The sequence below is a fragment of the Stomatobaculum sp. F0698 genome (assembly GCF_030644385.1).
In the GTDB taxonomy this organism is placed as follows: Bacteria; Bacillota; Clostridia; order Lachnospirales; family Lachnospiraceae; genus Moryella.
Map to the genome: position 1 here is coordinate 924,959 of NZ_CP130060.1, position 17,005 is coordinate 941,963.

Consider the following 17,005-nt stretch of genomic DNA (forward strand, 5'->3'; position numbering starts at 1 on the left):
AGGACTTATGGACGCATTGCTCAAGGTGAAGGACTTACATGTCTACTACGGAATGATTCATGCGATACGCGGTATCTCGTTTGAAGTGAATCGCGGTGAGATTGTGACGCTGATCGGCGCAAACGGCGCCGGAAAGACGACCACGCTGCACACGATTACGGGGCTCTTGCCTTCGTCCGGCGGAGAGGTGATTTATAACGAGAAAAACATCACCCATGTTCCGGGATATCAGCTTGTTCGGCGCGGTCTCGCCCATGTTCCGGAGGGCAGAAGAGTCTTTTCCCAGCTCTCGGTCTTACAGAATCTGGAACTCGGTGCGTTTACGCGCCGCAGCAAGGAAGAGAAGGCAGAGACCCTAAAGGAAATTTATCGCCGCTTCCCGCGACTTGAGGAGAGAAAGAATCAGCTCGCGGGAACACTCTCGGGCGGTGAGCAGCAGATGCTCGCCATGGGACGCGCTCTCATGAGTAAGCCGGAGATGCTGGTGCTCGACGAGCCCTCGATGGGACTTTCGCCGATTTATGTGAATGAGATTTTTGATATCATTAAGTCCATTCATGAGAGCGGAACCACGGTGCTTCTGGTCGAACAGAATGCGAAAAAGGCGCTCTCCATCGCAAACCGCGCCTATGTCCTGGAAACGGGAACCATACGAATTTCCGGTACGGCGGAAGCGCTCTTAAACAATGCCGAAGTGAAGAGCGCTTATCTCAGCGAATAAGGCAGATGGAGATATGAGCTTAACGAAGGTCAAGTTATTTTCGGACGGCGCCGCGCGCGGGAACCCGGAGGGACCGGCGGGCTACGGCACTATTTTGCAGGTAACGGACGGCAGCGGGAAGATACACGAGAAAGAGCTCTCACAGGGCTTTCGAAAGAGCACAAATAACCGCATGGAGCTGCTCGGCTGCATTGCGGGATTTGAGGCACTGACACGCCCCTGTGAGGTGACGGTTTACTCGGATTCCCGCTATTTGGTCGATGCCTTTAATCAGCACTGGATCGACAGTTGGCAGAAAAAGAACTGGACGCGCGGTAAGAATGAGCCGGTCAAGAATATAGATCTTTGGAAGCGCCTGTTAAAGGCAATGGCGCCTCACCGGGTAGAATTCTGTTGGGTCAAGGGGCATGCGGGGCATACCGAAAACGAGCGCTGTGACGCGCTCGCAACCGATGCCGCGGATCACCGCGCATTTGAGGAGGACAAGGTCGATGAGACGGCATGAGAGATGGCGTCTTTTCGCAACTGTCCTCTTCTTTGGCATCCTGCTGACACTCCTCATCAATACCGTACTGAATGAAAAGCGGCGTCGCATTGCTGCGCGTGTTGCGCTGCAAGAAAGGGTACAGGGGGAAAACAGTCTGAAAGTGGGCTACGGCTATCGGGACTTTAAAAAGAAGTTCGAGGACACCGATCGTATTATTGCCCTGCTCCGGGAGAGAGAGAAGACCGAGAAGCGCGAGGCGGACAGTGAGCGCTTTGCGAGCGAAGAATTGCGCTACTGGGAGACACAGCTCAATGCGCTCTGTCAGGTTCTTCCTTATGTACTGAGCGATCAGGAAGCTGCGGCCTTTTTAAAAGATCAACAGGATTGGCGAAAAAAGCGCGGCACAGGGGAGAACAGAACGGTTCTTTCCGCAAAGGAGCAGGCGGAGAATACAAGAGCGCGGGCCTATGCGCTTTTGGAACAATATAAGGAGCGTCTGCGTTAGTGCCGCGTGTAAAGCGGATTTACAGAACGGTGATTTACGGCTACAATAGAAATTTAGGAAAATCATAAAATATCAAAACAGAGGGGCAGTGCAATGATTGCAAAGAAATACGGAGTCAATGAGCTCCGCAAGATGTATCTTGAGTTCTTTCAGAGCAAGGGACATTTAATCATGAAGAGCTTCAGCCTGGTGCCGCACAACGACAATAGTCTGTTGCTCATCAATTCCGGTATGGCACCGTTAAAGCCGTATTTCACCGGCCAGGAGATTCCGCCCTGCCGCCGTGTGACAACGTGTCAGAAGTGTATTCGCACGGGTGATATCGACAATGTCGGTAAGACCGCGCGCCACGGCACTTTTTTTGAGATGCTCGGTAACTTTTCCTTCGGCGATTACTTTAAGCGTGAGGCCATTCACTGGAGCTGGGAGTTCCTGACCGAGGTTGTGGGACTCGAGCCGGATCGTCTCTATCCCTCCGTCTATGAGGAAGATGACGAGGCCTTCGATATCTGGCGAGACGAGATCGGCATCGCACCGGAGCGCATTTACCGCTTCGGCAAGGCGGACAATTTCTGGGAGCACGGTTCCGGTCCTTGCGGCCCCTGCTCGGAGATTTATTATGACCGCGGCGAAGCGTACGGAACCGGCCCCGAGGACGTGATGGGCGGCGAGGGCGACCGCTTCATGGAAGTCTGGAACAACGTGTTCAGTCAGTTCGATAACGACGGTCACGGTCACTACAGCGAACTCAAGCAGAAGAACATCGATACCGGCATGGGACTGGAGCGCCTTGCGGTTGTGGTCCAGGATGTCGAGTCCATCTTCGAAGTGGATACCATTCGCGCGCTGCTCGATGAGGCGGCGAAGCTTGCTTCGACCCGTTACCACGAGGATGAGAAGAAGGATGTTTCGCTGCGCGTGATTACCGACCATGTGCGTTCCTGCACCTTCATGATTTCGGATGGCATCATGCCGAGCAACGAGGGCAGAGGCTATGTGCTCCGGAGACTCCTGCGCCGCGCGGCGCGCCACGGCAGACTCCTCGGCATTGAGGGGGCCTTCCTCGGCAAGCTTGCCGAGACCGTGATTGCCTCCTCGAAGGACGGCTATCCGGAGCTGGAAGAGAAGCGCGAAATGATTTTAAAGGTTCTGACCGAGGAAGAGGCGAAGTTTAACCGCACGATAGACCAGGGCCTTTCTATTCTCGCGGAGCTCGAGGAGACGCTATCCGCGGAGAAAAAGACCGAGCTCTCCGGCGAGGACGCGTTTAAGCTCTACGACACCTACGGCTTCCCGCTCGATTTGACGCGTGAAATTCTCGCAGAGCGCGGCTTCACGGTCGATGAGGCAGGCTTCCAGAAGGCGATGCAGGTACAGCGGGAGACTGCGCGGAAGGCGAGAAAAGCGACGAACTATATGGGTGAGGCGCAGACCGCTTACCAGCAGATTGATCCGACGCTCACGACCGAGTTCACCGGCTACGACAAGCTGACGGACGAGGGCAAGATTACGGCGATGGTCCGCATTCTCCCGGAGGAGAGCGAGGAGGATACAACGGCGCTTACCGAGGCGCTCGCAGAGGGCGATGAGGGCACGATTGTGACCGACAAGACGCCGTTCTATGCGACCATGGGCGGCCAGCAGGGCGATACCGGCGTGATATCGGCGGGGGATAATCGCTTTGAAGTGCGCGAAACCATCCATTTAAAGGGCGGCAAGGTCGGTCACACGGGTAAGGTACTCTCGGGCATGTTCCGTATCGGCGAGAGCGTGACCCTTGCGGTCGATGCCGCGAACCGCGACAATACGGCAAAGAACCACTCGGGCACCCACCTGCTGCACGAAGCGCTTCGCGAAGTGCTCGGCAACCATGTGAACCAGGCGGGTAGCTTTGTGAGCGCGGACAGACTGCGCTTTGACTTTACGCACTTCGCGGCGCTCACGCCCGAGGAAATCAAGAAGGTCGAGGAACTTGTGAACCGCGAGATCAAGGCGGGACACGCGGTTGAGACCAAGGTCATGGGCATCGAAGATGCCAAGAAGGCCGGCGCAAAGGCACTGTTTGGCGAAAAGTACGGCGATGAGGTCCGTGTGGTGCGCATGGGTGATTTCTCGACCGAGCTCTGCGGCGGTACCCACGTAAAGAATACGGAGAACATCGGCGCAATGAAGATTGTCTCCGAGACCGGCATTTCGGCGGGCGTGCGCCGCATCGAAGCGCTGACCGGCGATGCCTTGACCGCTTATTATGAAGCGGCGGTACAGGAGCTTGAGGAGCTCGCGGCGCAGTTAAAGACCAACCGTGCGGAACTGCCGCAGCGCGTCCTACAGCTCCAGCATGAGCTCCGTGAGAGCGAGAAGGAGAACGAGAAGCTCCGCGCCGAGCTTGCGCGCAATGCGGCGGCAACTGCGGGCGAAGACATCCAGGAAGTGAAGGGTGTCAAACTTCTCACCACAGCACTCGCAAAGATTGAGATGAATGAGCTCCGTAATCTCGGCGACAGTCTGCTTCAGAAGACCGAGGGCGGCGTGGCCGTGCTTGCAAGTGCGGATGAGTCGCAGGTAAATCTCCTCGTGATGGTCGGTAAAGCGGCGGAAGAGAAGGGCGCCAATGCCGGAAAGCTCATTAAAGCCATTGCACCGCTAATCGGCGGCGGCGGCGGCGGCAGACCGAACATTGCGCAGGCGGGCGGCAAGAACCCCGCGGGCGTGCAGGCGGCGCTTGAAAAGGCGGCCGAAGCACTGGAAGAGGAACTGGCATAAGAAGAGCGGCTTCTTTGGAATCCGTCTCGGAATACAAAACGAGCTGTGCGTATGCACAGCTCGTTTTGCTTGCGCTTTACGGTGTGAGAGACGGTGCTGTAAGAGAAATTTGTACTATAAAATGCGCGTAATGTACCGGCGGTTCTGGAAGTTCGGCTCTCGAAAAGAAAAGAGAATATCGTGATTGCTGCAATACGGCGGCGATGAATACAAATTAAAAGCAAGACAGAAAGCGCTTTGGATTGTTAATTCAAACACAAAGATTATGAAGCTATAATTAGCATATTCCTAAGAAACTTAAAAAAATCTTCATAAGCTCTTGCGTATAATTGATTTTTTGGGTAGAGTATAAGACAGTTAGAATTGAGAGCAATGTGGTTAATTATTAGGAGGAACGGTATGGTAAAACGTGGTAAGCAGTCAAAACGCTTGCTTGCGGTGATGCTCAGTGCTGCGATGGCGGTATTGAACGTTTCGACCGCGGTGCCTGTCTATGCGGCCCCCTCGGCGGATGAATTTCGCGAGGACGCAGAACTTATCAACGACCTCGGACTTTTGAGGGGGGAGCAGAGAGAATTGCAGCAGAGGGGCACGGCAAGCCCTTCCGATGCAACGGCAGCTGCGGAGGCAAAGCAGGGAGAAAAGACAGCGGATATCCTTGTCGGTTCGAGCCGCTGGGGTACACCGTCCAACGCGGCAAAGGTACTCCGCACCGAATTAAACGGCGTTGAAATCGAAGTGACGGCTCCGGCCGGCGTTCTGCCGGAAGGCGCAAGACTCCGTGCAAGAGCACTGACTGCGGAAGAGGAGCAGGAAGCACTCGCAAAGATTGCGGCGCACGCGAGTGAGACAGGCAAGACCGCAACGGCGCAGTTCCTTTGCGATCTCACGGTCTTAAACGCAGCGGGCGAAGAAATTCAGCCGGACAACACGAAGGGCAGTCTTGCGGTCTCCTTCCGTAACGTGAGCATTGTCTCCGCCGAGGTCTCGAAGACCGGAGAGGACAGTGAGGCACAGGACACGAACGTAGCGGTGCTTCACATCGATGAAGAGGCTTCGAAGGTGGATACGCTGCGCACGGGTCTCGATGAGAATACACCGGTGCTGCAGGCGGCAGCAGAGCACTTCTCGCCCTTCGCGGTCGTCAACTATCAGACCGGAAACACCCAGCTCGGTGCATCCTTTAAGCTTCTCGACTACGACGGCGATGCGACGCGTCAGACGTATAAGCTCAGCGATGTGACCGTGGTAGACGGCGCCGGCAACGGCATCACCTCGATGAACTTCCAGGTCGACACGGGTAACATTATCGATATGCCTGTGAGCGGCACGGTGGTCGGCAGCAAGACCTACCAGAGCTTTACGGATATTAATCCGGCGGGCAGCCACCTGTTCTACCAGTTCATTTTCCCGACCGCACTGACGGCGGCCGAGGCAAAGGATTTCATTGAACAGCAGATGAAGTTTAAGCTTGCGAGCCCGGGTGCAAACCAGCAGCTTAAGATTACGCTCGGAAACGGCCAGAACAACTTCCCGACCAACGCAACCATCAAGATTTCGAAGAAGACCATTCCGAACCCGATGCCGAATGACAGCGCGGAACACTATTATATGTATGTGGAGCCGCAGCCTGCAGGCCTTGTGAGCTGGGCTGACAGTTACAACACCGCAAAGCAGAGCTATCTGGACGGCATGCGAGGCTACCTGGTCACGATTACCTCCGCAGAAGAGGATCAGGTTCTCGACCAGATCACCTCGACGACCACCGGCGCTTGGTCCGGCGGCGCGCGTTTTGAGGGCATCAACGACGCGACAAGTGTTCCGGCTTGGTCCGACAACTCGGTTGCGGGACGCACCGGTACCGTTTTCGCAAATCAGAACGTGAACGCATCTTCTACATCTACGCCGACGGCGGCGAGAACCTTCCGCTGGCAGAACGGACCGGAGTCTAATATCGATTACTTCGTACAGGGCAACGGCGGCGCGGCCCCCCTGGGTAACGGAACACCGCTCGTCACGCCTTATTCCGGCGGCAATCCGGCATACACGCACTTCCGCCCGACCGGCGAGCCGAATTCCGCAGCCGGACACGGCGTTGCGGTCAGCGGTTACGAGGGCGTCATGCAGGTACACAACGCGGGTTACTGGAACGACCTTCATAACCGCAGCGATTACACCGGCGGCGGTCTCGATGTCAAGGGCTACTACATCGAGTTCAGCGGATACAACAAGACCGGTGACACCGCGAATGAATCGGTGCCGCTGGTCACGGCGCACACCGCGACGGTTACGGTGGGAGGCCAGACCTACTACTTTAACAATGCGGACGATGCGATTGCGTTCTCTACGCAGAACGGCAATGCTTCGGTCAGCCTGATTGGCAACACGACACTCACGTCCAATGTTCCGGCAGGTGTTACGATTGACTTAAACGGTCACACGCTCACGGTTCCGGCGGGCAGTACGGTTGTGAACAACGGCACCATCAACGCGCCTGCGGGAAGCAGCTTTGTTGCGCAGGGTGCAAACGGCAACTTCAGCAATGCGGGCAACGGCGCGGTCAATGTGCCGCTCACGATTACCGTGAATCCGCGCACCGTGACGGCGACCGAGCCCCTCACCTGGGATCCCTCCGATGTGACGGTGACGGGCCTCATCGGCAACGACCGCGTGTCGGCTGTCAGTGTGAACTTTGACAACAGTCAGCCGGTCGCAGCGACAACGACGGACAATGCGACGCCGCTTGCGCCGACTACCTTTGATAACGGCACGGCGGGCAGCGCTGCAATCGGTACCTATACGATTACCTACGTACCGGGCCCGGTGACCAGAAACCCGCACCAGTACACGGTGAAGTTTGTTGCGAACGCACCGGCGGGACAGACCGCGACCGGCACCATGGCGGATCAGACCATCACCGGCACTGCAGCTGCAAACCTGACGAACGGCTTTGCTGTGAACGGCTATACCTTTAACGGCTGGAGCGGTTCGAACGGCCAGACCTATGCGGACGGAGCGACTCCGGCAAACCTCGTGACCACGAATAACGGTGTGATTACGATGACCGCGAACTGGACCGAGAACAACTACAACATTCAGTACACGACGAATGTGAACCCGGCATCCCGCACCGCGGGCGCTGCGGTGAACCCGAACACCGTGACAAGCTATAAGGTCACGGATCCGAACGTCACGATTCAGCCCATGACCTGGCCGGGCTACAACTTTGACGGCTGGTATGACAACCAGCTCTTCGCGGGCACCCCGGTTTCGACTCTGGTTACGAGTGCGGTTCCGGCGGGAGATAAGCACTACTATGCGAAGTGGACCGCTAAGAACTATAACCTCGCATATCACCTGAACGATTCCGCAACGCAGCCGGCAAACAACCCGGATGCGGGCTTTACGACTTACACGGCGGAGTCTCCGGATCATACCTTCGGCACCCCGACCCGCCCGGGCTATACCTTCCTCGGCTGGTTTACGGATGCGGGTCTCACGACTGCGGCACCGGCAACGCTGGTGACTGCACAGGGCGATACGAACCCGACCGATCTCTATGCGAAGTGGAGTGCACCGCTTCCGTATTCGATCACCTATGTGCTGAACGATACGACGCCGGCGGGCCACACGGCAAGCAATCCGGCGACCAACCCGGGCGGCTTCGATGTGACGGATCCGAGCATTAACCTGCAGGCACCGACCCGCACGGGTTACACCTTCCTCGGCTGGTATGCGGATGCGGGTCTCACGACTCCGATTTCTTCTATCAACCCGGCGTCGGCGGTCAATTACACGGTCTACGCAAAGTGGAGCGCACCGAATGCCTACAACGTGCAGTGGACGCTGAACGACACAGTTCCGGCAGGTCTCACAGCGGCAAACCCGAACGCTTCGCTCACGAGCTACACGGTTGAAGACGCGGATTACACCCTGCGCCCGGCAACCCGCACCGGTTATACCTTTGAAAACTGGTATGACAACGCGGCGCTTACCGGCACGCCGGTCACGACGCTTCACACGATGGATGCGGAAGACAAGCACTACTACGCAAAGTGGGGCAATGCGCTGAGCTATCCGATCACCTATGTGATGAACGATTCGGCGGCCAGCCCGGCAACTGCGGTCACCCCGAATTCCTACACGGTTGAGGATGCGGACTTTGCACTCGGCATTCCGACCAGAAACGGCGCGAGCTTCCAGGGTTGGTATGACAACGCGGCCCTTACCGGCACGCCGATCACGACCCTTCACACCGCGGATGCGGCGGCAAAGACCTACTACGCAAAGTGGCAGCTCAATAGCTATAGCATCAACTACAACCTGAACCCGGGCACGGGCATCGGAACCCCGACCAATCCGGCTTCCAATGTGCCGAGCTTTACGGTCGATGACGATGTGCAGCTTGCACCGCCGGTGCGCCGCGGTTACACGGGAAGCTGGAACTTGAACGGACAGACCGTGACGAGCATTCCGGCAGGCACCACGGGTCCGCAGAACTTAACGGCAGACTGGACCCTCAACCACTACAGCATCACTTACGACACCGGCGAGACGGCGAACAGCCCGATTCAGGGACTCGGCACGCTTCCGACCAGCTATACGATTGAGGACGGAGCCATCACCCTGCCGACCCCGAGCCGCATCGGTTACACCTTCACCCGTTGGGAGATGGCATCGGCACCGGGTGTCGCTGTCAATCAGATTCCCGCAGGCAGCGACGGCGATGTCGTGTTCAGAGCAGTTTGGGAACCGATTCGCTATCGCATCACCTACGATACGGCAGGCGGTGTGAACGACGCCGCAAACCCGACCACCTTTACGATTGAGGACGAGATTAACCCGAACGGCGCTGTGAAGCAGGGCGTTAAGTTCTGGACTTGGAAGGTTGTCGGCGGCAAGTTCTTAAACACCATTCCGGCAGGCACCACGCATGACGTTGACCTGGTCGCTGTTTATCAGACGGACCGCGACGGCGAGAACGCTGTCGGCGGAAGCGGCGGCAGTGGTGGCAGCGGCGGTGGCGGCGGCAGCCGCAGCAGCGGACGCCGCGGCACGGTGACCCCGAACAATGTCGCGACGGGAACGCCGAGCGCAACGCAGCCGAACAACACGCAGCCGGGCGCAACGCAGCCGAATAACACGAAGCCCGACAACACGCAGTCGAACACGGTAGCGAACCGGAACGATGATAAGCTGCAGATTACCGAGCCGAACCCGCAGAAGAATGCGGATACGCTGAACCAGCGGAAGGGCGAGGGGCTTTCTCCGAACAGCGGTAAGAGAGCAACGAACCGCGGTGCGGCAGTCGGCACCAACAAGGGCAGACTCCCGAAGACCGGTGAGGCGCCGTTTGCGCTGAACTTTGCGGGCACCGCAGCGGGCTTCCTGCTTGCGGCTTACGCAATCTGCGGCAGAAGAAGAAAAGAGCAGTAAAATACGGATGCATAAAATGCATCGGTGAAGAAAGCGGAAGGGGACTGTGCGAGCGCACAGTCCCCTTTTGGCCTGCTCCCGAGTTTTCTGTGATGCAAAGCAGCTGCGGCCACGCCGAAAAAGCTTTGCGGGCAGCCGTCGAAGTCACCTGAGAAAGCAAGCAAATGCCGCCGAAAGCCGGGTGCGAAAGCTGAAATGCGGAGAGCGGCAAGGAGGAAAGAATGCCCGAAAATACACTTGACGCAAGCGGAAATTGTGGTATACTAAACAGGATTTCAATTTCACAACCGGGAGGGAGGTTAGGCCGTTTCATGTCAAACGTGATTGTGAAAGAAAATGAAAGCTTGGACAGCGCACTGAGACGTTTCAAGAGAAACTGTGCGAAGGCAGGCATTCAGCAGGAAATTCGCAAGAGAGAGCATTACGAGAAGCCCAGCGTCAGACGCAAGAAGAAGTCCGAGGCTGCAAGAAAGCGTAAATTCAACTAATGCATAATTGACGCCCGGTCTCAACGAGACCGGGCGTCTTGCACGTATGAGGGAGTTAAGATGGGAAGCACAGAGCAGACAATTGATATCCCTGCAGAGTTAGAGAAGAATGTCTGCGGGTTCATGGATGTCAACCTTCACAAAATTGAGCGCACCCTGCAGGTCACAATGATAGAGCGTGACGGCAGCGTCAAGGTCATGGGCGAAGAGGGCAAGGTCAAAAAGGCCATCTCCGTCTTTGAGAATTTGGTTGCGCTCGCACGGCGCGGTGAGACCGTCTCGGAGCAGACGGTCAACTACGCGCTCTCCCTCGCGTTTTCGGAGGGCGAAGAGAAGATACTGGAAATTGACCGGGAGCTCATATGCCGCACGGCATCCGGGCGTCCGGTGAAACCGAAGACGCTCGGTCAGAAAGAGTATGTGGACAGCATACGAAAGCGCATGATTACCTTCGGCATAGGCCCGGCAGGTACCGGTAAGACCTATCTTGCCATGGCCATGGCGATACGCGCCTTCCGCGACGGGGACTGCGAGCGCATCATTCTCACGCGCCCCGCGATGGAGGCAGGCGAGAAGCTCGGCTTCCTCCCGGGTGATCTGCAGAGCAAGATCGATCCCTATCTGCGCCCGCTCTACGATGCGCTTTACCAGATTATGGGGCCGGAGAGCTATCTCCACAACGCGGAGAAGGGACTCATTGAGGTGGCACCGCTCGCCTATATGCGCGGTCGCACCTTGGACAACGCCTACATCATCCTCGATGAGGCGCAGAATACCACACCCTCGCAGATGAAGATGTTCCTAACCCGCATCGGCTTCGGCTCGAAGGCCATCATCACCGGCGATCTCACACAGAAGGACTTGCCTGCGGATGCGGTTTCGGGGCTTGATACGGCTTCCCGTGTGCTTTCGAACATAGAGGAGATCGGTTTTTGCCGTCTCACAAGCCGTGATGTGGTGCGCCACCCCCTGGTGCAGCAGATTGTGGATGCCTACGAGAAGTACGAGGAAAAGGAGAGCGCCGAGAAGAAGCGTCGCAGTGCTTGGCGAAAGGACGCGCAGGGCAGAGGAAAACGGAATGAGCGAGGTGATAAGCGATGAGCCTTGAAATCTGCTACGAGGCGGAAGAGAGTCTGGAACTCCCCTATGAGGAGATTGCGGAGAAGGTGGTAAATGCCTGCCTCAGTGCCGAGCATTGTCCCTTTGCGGCGGAGGTGTCGCTCAGTTTCGTGGACGAAGAGGCGATACGAGAACTGAACCGTGATTTTCGTGACTTGGACCGCGAGACGGATGTGCTTTCGTTCCCTATGCTCGAGTTTGAAGCTCCGGCCGTGTTTCCGGAGGAAATCGGCGAAGAGGACATAAACCCGGACACGGGGGAAGTTCCGCTCGGCGACATTGTGATCAATGTGCGCCGCGTAAAGACGCAGGCGGCGGAATACGGGCACAGCGAGACCCGCGAACTTGCGTTTTTGATTGCACACAGCATGTTGCACCTGATGGGCTATGACCACATGGAGGAAGAGGAGCGCATGGGCATGGAGGCGCGGCAGAGAGAGATACTCGACGCGCTCGGCTATCGGCGCTGAAGAGCTGTATGGAAGAGAGAAGAGAGAATTTCGCTCCCAAAAGTAAGAAACCGAAATCCGGCGGCTTTTTGGCGCAGGGTTCCATTTATGCGGCATCCGGTGTCATTTCAAGTTTAATCGGCTTGGTGTATCGCATGCCGCTCACGCGCATCATAGGCGACGAAGGCAACGGCTATTATGCGGCGGCATTTAATATCTACGCCATTGTTTTGTTGCTTTCGTCTTACAGTTTGCCGCTTGCGGTGTCCAAGTTGATCTCCGCGAGGGTCGGCGCAAAAAACTATCGCAATGCCGAGCGCATCCTCCGCGCGGCGCTGCTCTACGCGACCGTGGTGGGCGGCATCGGCTTTACCGCAATCTTTTTCGGCGCGGACTGGCTTGCGGCTTCGTTTCTTCACATTCCGGAAGCCGCGTACCCGCTGCGAGCGCTCGCACCCACGGTTTGGATTGTGTCCTACCTCGGCGTATGCCGCGGTTACTGGCAGGGACAGTCGACCATGGTGCCGACCGCAATCTCCCAGATTGTCGAGCAGATTTTAAATGCGGCGGTCAGCGTGGGCGCAGCCTATTTCCTGATGAAGTGGGCGCTGCGACAGGGAAAAAATGAGTCGCTTGCCCGCGCATTCGGCGCAACGGGCGGCACCATAGGAACCGGTGTCGGCGCTGCCTCCGCCCTTTTGATTTTCATACTGCTGTTTCTGATAACAAGGCGTTCAAGGCTTCGAAAGGCACGCCGGGACCGCGAGCACCCGGCAGAGAGTTATGAAGAAATCACGGAGCTCCTGGTACTCACCGTGGTTCCGGTCATACTCTCGACCGCCATATACAATGTGAGCGGTATCCTCGACAATGCGCTGTTCGGACAGGCCATGTTCGATCTCGGCAAGCAGGGAGAAATCGCGAAGCAGTACGGTGTCTATACGGGAAAATATAAGCTCTTGCTCAATGTGCCGATTATGATCGCAAACTCTCTCGGCTCTGCTCTTGTGCCCGCGCTGAGCCGTGCGGTCGGCGCAAATCAGAAAAAGGAAGTGCGGAAAAACATTGCGCTTGCCATTCGCTTCTCGATGATTGTAGCGATCCCCGCGGCCGTCGGACTCGGGGTCATGGCGGATCCTCTGATCCCGCTGCTCTTCGGGGAGAGCGAACTGGCGGTTCATATTATGCATCTCGGCTGTGCGAGTGTGGTCTTTTACTCGCTCTCCACCGTGAGCAATGCGATTCTGCAGGGAACCAATCACATGAAGATTCCGGTGGCACATGCGGCGCTCTCGCTCGGCATACATGTCTTGGTGCTGGAAACTTTGCTCCGCATCTTTGAGCTCGGTGTCGTCAGCGTTGTGATTGCGGACATGGTGTTTGCGGTCAGCATGTGCATCCTGAATGCGGGTAGTCTCAAACGTCTCTTAAAGTACCGGCAGGAAATCGGGCGCAGCTTTGTTTTGCCGGGCTTCTGCGCGCTGCTCATGGGACTTGCGACCGCGGGTGCAAAATACGCTTTAAAGCGCCTTACGGGCCGGGTGGTATTCTACACCCTGCTGCCGATTTTTCTTGCGGTGGCGGTCTACGGCTCTCTGCTTCTGCTGACCGGTGCGATACGCGAGGAGGAACTGCTGCGCTTCCCGAAGGGAGCGAGCCTTTGCCGTCTCGCAAAGCGCCTGCATTTACTTTGAGAATGACGGAGAACGGATGATGAAAGTTCTGGTGCTCGGCGGCGGCCCCGCAGGCATGGCGGCCGCAATCGCGGCGGCAAGAGGCGGAGCGGCGGTCAGCTTGCTCGAGCGAAACGATCGCATCGGCAAAAAGCTCTTGCTCACGGGAAACGGAAAATGTAATTTTACCAATCTGGATCTTCGGCCGGAGCGCTACGACTGTGATGTGCCATCTATGCTTTCAGAGGTTCTGGCACCGTTTCCGCCGGAGGCGGTGATACGTTTTCTGGAAGAACTCGGGGTTCCTCCGCTTACGAGGCACGGCACTTGGATTTATCCGCACGCCGAACAGGCGGCCGCCGTACTGAATGCGCTCCGCGCGGAATTGGAACGGCGCGGGGTTAAGATTGAGACGGACGCGCGTATACTGGGCGTCCGGCATAATAAAAAGGTCGGCTTTACGGTGAAAACGGAAAGAGCCGAATTTCATGCGGACCGCGTTGTGGCTGCGCTTGGCGGTACGGCGCTTCCCAAAACGGGATCCGACGGCAGCGGCGCGGCGATAACTGCGCCGCTCGGGCTAAAGTCGCTTCCCTTTCGTCCGGCGCTCTGCCCGCTTCGCTCCGCAGAGCGGGAAAATGCCTTTTTCCGGGCCGCCCAAGGCGTGCGGGTCCCGGCGGCTCTCAGTCTTTGGGTGGACGGAAAGAAGACTGCGGAAGAAGCGGGAGAGCTCCAGCTCACGAAGGAGGGCTTTTCCGGGATTTCCGTCTTCCAGCTTTCTCTGCCTGCCGGACGGGCTTTGCAAAATAAGCAGAAGGCAGAACTTGTGCTGAATTTCCTGCCGGATCTGAAGACAGATTTTGCTTTCTTTGCGAAGCGCGGCGCACAGCCCTTTGCGACGACACTGGAAGCCTACGGAAACGGCCTTGTGCCGAAGAATCTCTGGCTTGCTCTCTTGCGGCGCGCAGGTCTTTCGGCGGGAACGGCGCCGGGAAGCCTTCGGAAAGCGGAATTCGCGGCAATCGCCGAACAGCTAACGGCAGCGCGCTTTCCGATTCAGGGACTTGCGGCCTACGATAAAGCGCAGGTTTCGGCCGGCGGAATCTCCTTACGAGAGCTAGATCCGCGTACACTCGGAGCAAAACAATTTCCGGGGCTCTATTTTGCGGGGGAAATGCTCAATGTGACAGGCCCCTGCGGCGGTTATAATCTTCACTGGTGCTTTGCGAGCGGTCTTCTTGCCGGGCAGAGTGCCGCTAACGATGAGGTTTTACGATGAATCGAATTTTTTCAAATCAAAAGGGCGGTACTTTGCTCTGCTATGTTCCGGACGGGGCGGAAGCGCCGAAGGTCGCGGGCATCTGTGCACTCTTAAAGGTTAAGTATAAGGAGCTCGGCAGTTCCGAACTGGATCGTCACATCGGCTTTTTGCTCACGGGGCAGGAAGTTGACGAGGAGAGCAGACGCGTCCTTGAGCCCGCGCCCGAAGCGGTGCGACTTAGGGAGCATGCACAGCCTTTCTTTCTGTTTTGCGGCTTCAGTGCCGCGACTTTCGACGCCTTTCTCGCACAGCTCCGGAAACAGAAGCTCCGCGCACCCCTAAAGGCTGCGCTCACGGAGACCAATGCGAGCTGGACCCTGCGCGAACTCTACGACGCAATCCGTGCGGAGCATGAGACCATGACGGGAGAAGTGCTCTGATGGCCATACTTTTAAACAATGTGAGCCTGCCGGTGCGCCACACCGAGGAGATGCTCCGGAAAAAGGTGGCGAAACTGCTACGGATTCGGGAACAAGAACTCGGGGAAATCGAGATTGTGCGCCGCTCGATCGATGCGCGAAAAAAGCCGGAGGTGAACTATGTCTACCTGCTTCGGCTAAAGCTTTCACACGAAGCAAAGTTCTTAAAGCTCCCGAATGTAAGTGCGGATATGCGCGCTCCGTACAAGCTCCCGAAACGAGGGGAGAACGCGCTCGGTTCGCGTCCGGTCATCATCGGCAGCGGTCCCGCGGGACTCTTTGCGGGGCTCATGCTCGCGGAGGCGGGGTACCGCCCCATTATTCTGGAGCGCGGACTTCCCGCGAGAGAGCGGAAACAGGTGGTCGATGCTTTTTGGGCGGGTGGGAAGCTTAACCCGAACTGCAATGTCTCCTTCGGCGAGGGCGGTGCCGGGACTTTTTCCGACGGCAAGCTGAATACCCTGGTCAAGGACAATGCGGGCAGGAACCGTAAGGTCCTCGAAGTTTTTTGCAACTACGGTGCGGACAGTGCGATACTCTATGAGCAAAAACCCCATCTCGGAACCGATCGACTGATTGAAATCGTGACCGCAATGCGGGAAGAAATTGAGCGGCTCGGCGGCGAGTTACGCTTTTCTTCGCGCGCTGCGGATTTTTGTGTCGAAGGGGACAGGCTGCGCGCGGTCTTTGTGGAGAAGACGGACGGCACAAAGTACGAGCTGCCCTGTGAAGTACTGATTGCCGCGACCGGACACTCGGCGCGCGATACCTTTCGGACGCTCCACGCGCGGGGCTTTCAAATGGAGGCCAAGGCCTTTGCGGTCGGCTTTCGCGTGCAGCACAGACAGAGTGATATCTCGATATCGCAGTACGGCCTGAAAGAAGTCGGCTTTTTGCCGCCCGCCCCCTATAAGCTCACGGCAAAGACGAGCTCGGGCCGCGGCGTCTACAGTTTCTGCATGTGCCCGGGCGGCTATGTGGTCAATGCTTCGAGTGAGGCGGGAGGCACGGTGGTGAACGGCATGAGCTATGCGGACCGCGGCTCGGCGAACGCAAATGCGGCCATCATCGTCTCGGTGGGGCCTGAGGACTTTCTGCGCTACGGCGAGGGCGTGCTCGCGGGGCTTTCCTATCAGGAGGTCCTTGAGCGTCGCGCGTATCAGGCGGGACAGGGACATATTCCGGTGCAGCTTTACGGCGATTTTATCGCAAAGCGCGAGAGCCGTGCCTTCGGCGGCACAGAGCCCTGCTTTGCGGGACAGTATCGCCTTGCCGCTTTGAACGGCATTCTGGATGCACCGCTCGAGGAGGCCTTCCTTGAGGGAATGGCGAGTTTCGGGCGTCAGATCAAGGACTTTGACGCGCCGGATATCATCCTGGCGGGTGTTGAAAGCCGAACGTCTTCGCCGATACGTATCCTTCGGGACAGCGAATTGCAGGCCAACATACGGGGGTTTTATCCCTGTGGCGAGGGCGCCGGCTATGCAGGCGGCATAACCAGTGCCGCGATGGACGGCATACGGGTCGCGGAGGCGGTCATCGGCCGCTATACACCGAAGTACTGAAGCTTGCCTCAGATCACAGAGAGTTCACATAAATATATTATGTTAATATCGGTTCCACG

12 protein-coding genes are annotated in these 17,005 nt (G+C 57.3%); all 12 read left to right on the plus strand.

What is annotated here, in order from left to right; all coding sequences use genetic code 11:
* Positions 1-7: 7 nt before the first annotated feature.
* The 12 genes from QU660_RS04390 to QU660_RS04445 all read left to right on the plus strand — a co-directional run bounded on the left by QU660_RS04390 (position 8) and on the right by QU660_RS04445 (position 16,946).
* Positions 8-721, plus strand: a complete 714-nt coding sequence (locus QU660_RS04390; RefSeq protein ID WP_304947104.1) for an ABC transporter ATP-binding protein — start codon at positions 8-10, stop codon at positions 719-721.
* A 13-nt stretch (positions 722-734) separates the two neighbouring features.
* A complete protein-coding gene (gene rnhA, locus QU660_RS04395) occupies positions 735-1,226 on the plus strand; it encodes a ribonuclease HI (protein WP_304947105.1) in 492 nt (163 codons plus the stop codon).
* Entirely contained in the window at positions 1,213-1,713 is a 501-nt protein-coding gene (locus QU660_RS04400) for a lysozyme inhibitor LprI family protein (protein ID WP_304947106.1), read from the plus strand. Before rnhA ends, QU660_RS04400 begins: the two co-directional genes overlap by 14 nt.
* Before the next feature lie 93 nt (positions 1,714-1,806).
* Positions 1,807-4,476, plus strand: coding sequence for an alanine--tRNA ligase (gene alaS, locus QU660_RS04405; protein WP_304947107.1), 2,670 nt, complete (start codon positions 1,807-1,809; stop codon positions 4,474-4,476).
* A gap of 399 nt (positions 4,477-4,875) precedes the next feature.
* Entirely contained in the window at positions 4,876-9,912 is a 5,037-nt protein-coding gene (locus QU660_RS04410; RefSeq protein WP_304947108.1) for an InlB B-repeat-containing protein, read from the plus strand.
* A gap of 311 nt (positions 9,913-10,223) precedes the next feature.
* On the plus strand, positions 10,224-10,400 hold the full coding sequence (gene rpsU / locus QU660_RS04415) for a 30S ribosomal protein S21 (RefSeq protein ID WP_005539624.1): 177 nt from the start codon (positions 10,224-10,226) through the stop codon (positions 10,398-10,400).
* A 60-nt stretch (positions 10,401-10,460) separates the two neighbouring features.
* Complete coding sequence (locus tag QU660_RS04420) at positions 10,461-11,501, plus strand: PhoH family protein (protein ID WP_304947109.1); 1,041 nt, start codon at positions 10,461-10,463, stop codon at positions 11,499-11,501.
* The gene (gene ybeY / locus QU660_RS04425; RefSeq protein WP_304947110.1) at positions 11,498-11,989 is read left to right on the plus strand and encodes an rRNA maturation RNase YbeY; all 492 of its coding nucleotides are present in this window, start codon (positions 11,498-11,500) and stop codon (positions 11,987-11,989) included. Before QU660_RS04420 ends, ybeY begins: the two co-directional genes overlap by 4 nt.
* Positions 11,990-11,997: 8 nt before the next feature.
* Positions 11,998-13,662, plus strand: a complete 1,665-nt coding sequence (locus QU660_RS04430) for a putative polysaccharide biosynthesis protein (RefSeq protein ID WP_304947111.1) — start codon at positions 11,998-12,000, stop codon at positions 13,660-13,662.
* 16 nt (positions 13,663-13,678) lie between these two features.
* Positions 13,679-14,920, plus strand: coding sequence for an NAD(P)/FAD-dependent oxidoreductase (locus QU660_RS04435; RefSeq protein WP_304947112.1), 1,242 nt, complete (start codon positions 13,679-13,681; stop codon positions 14,918-14,920).
* Positions 14,917-15,342: a DUF3783 domain-containing protein gene (locus QU660_RS04440; RefSeq protein WP_304947113.1), complete on the plus strand. Its 426-nt coding sequence runs from the start codon at positions 14,917-14,919 to the stop codon at positions 15,340-15,342. Before QU660_RS04435 ends, QU660_RS04440 begins: the two co-directional genes overlap by 4 nt.
* A complete protein-coding gene (locus QU660_RS04445) occupies positions 15,342-16,946 on the plus strand; it encodes an NAD(P)/FAD-dependent oxidoreductase (RefSeq protein WP_304947114.1) in 1,605 nt (534 codons plus the stop codon). The genes QU660_RS04440 and QU660_RS04445 overlap by 1 nt, the downstream gene beginning before the upstream one ends.
* Positions 16,947-17,005 lie beyond the last annotated feature (59 nt).

What these genes read in the sequence shown, in the direction of transcription:
- QU660_RS04390 (WP_304947104.1), top strand. Translation starts at nt 8, where the DNA reads ATGGACGCATTGCTCAAGGTGAAGGACTTACATGTCTACTACGGAATG.
- rnhA (WP_304947105.1), top strand. Translation starts at nt 735, where the DNA reads ATGAGCTTAACGAAGGTCAAGTTATTTTCGGACGGCGCCGCGCGCGGG.
- QU660_RS04400 (WP_304947106.1), top strand. Translation starts at nt 1,213, where the DNA reads ATGAGACGGCATGAGAGATGGCGTCTTTTCGCAACTGTCCTCTTCTTT.
- alaS (WP_304947107.1), top strand. Translation starts at nt 1,807, where the DNA reads ATGATTGCAAAGAAATACGGAGTCAATGAGCTCCGCAAGATGTATCTT.
- QU660_RS04410 (WP_304947108.1), top strand. Translation starts at nt 4,876, where the DNA reads ATGGTAAAACGTGGTAAGCAGTCAAAACGCTTGCTTGCGGTGATGCTC.
- rpsU (WP_005539624.1), top strand. Translation starts at nt 10,224, where the DNA reads ATGTCAAACGTGATTGTGAAAGAAAATGAAAGCTTGGACAGCGCACTG.
- QU660_RS04420 (WP_304947109.1), top strand. Translation starts at nt 10,461, where the DNA reads ATGGGAAGCACAGAGCAGACAATTGATATCCCTGCAGAGTTAGAGAAG.
- ybeY (WP_304947110.1), top strand. Translation starts at nt 11,498, where the DNA reads ATGAGCCTTGAAATCTGCTACGAGGCGGAAGAGAGTCTGGAACTCCCC.
- QU660_RS04430 (WP_304947111.1), top strand. Translation starts at nt 11,998, where the DNA reads ATGGAAGAGAGAAGAGAGAATTTCGCTCCCAAAAGTAAGAAACCGAAA.
- QU660_RS04435 (WP_304947112.1), top strand. Translation starts at nt 13,679, where the DNA reads ATGATGAAAGTTCTGGTGCTCGGCGGCGGCCCCGCAGGCATGGCGGCC.
- QU660_RS04440 (WP_304947113.1), top strand. Translation starts at nt 14,917, where the DNA reads ATGAATCGAATTTTTTCAAATCAAAAGGGCGGTACTTTGCTCTGCTAT.
- QU660_RS04445 (WP_304947114.1), top strand. Translation starts at nt 15,342, where the DNA reads ATGGCCATACTTTTAAACAATGTGAGCCTGCCGGTGCGCCACACCGAG.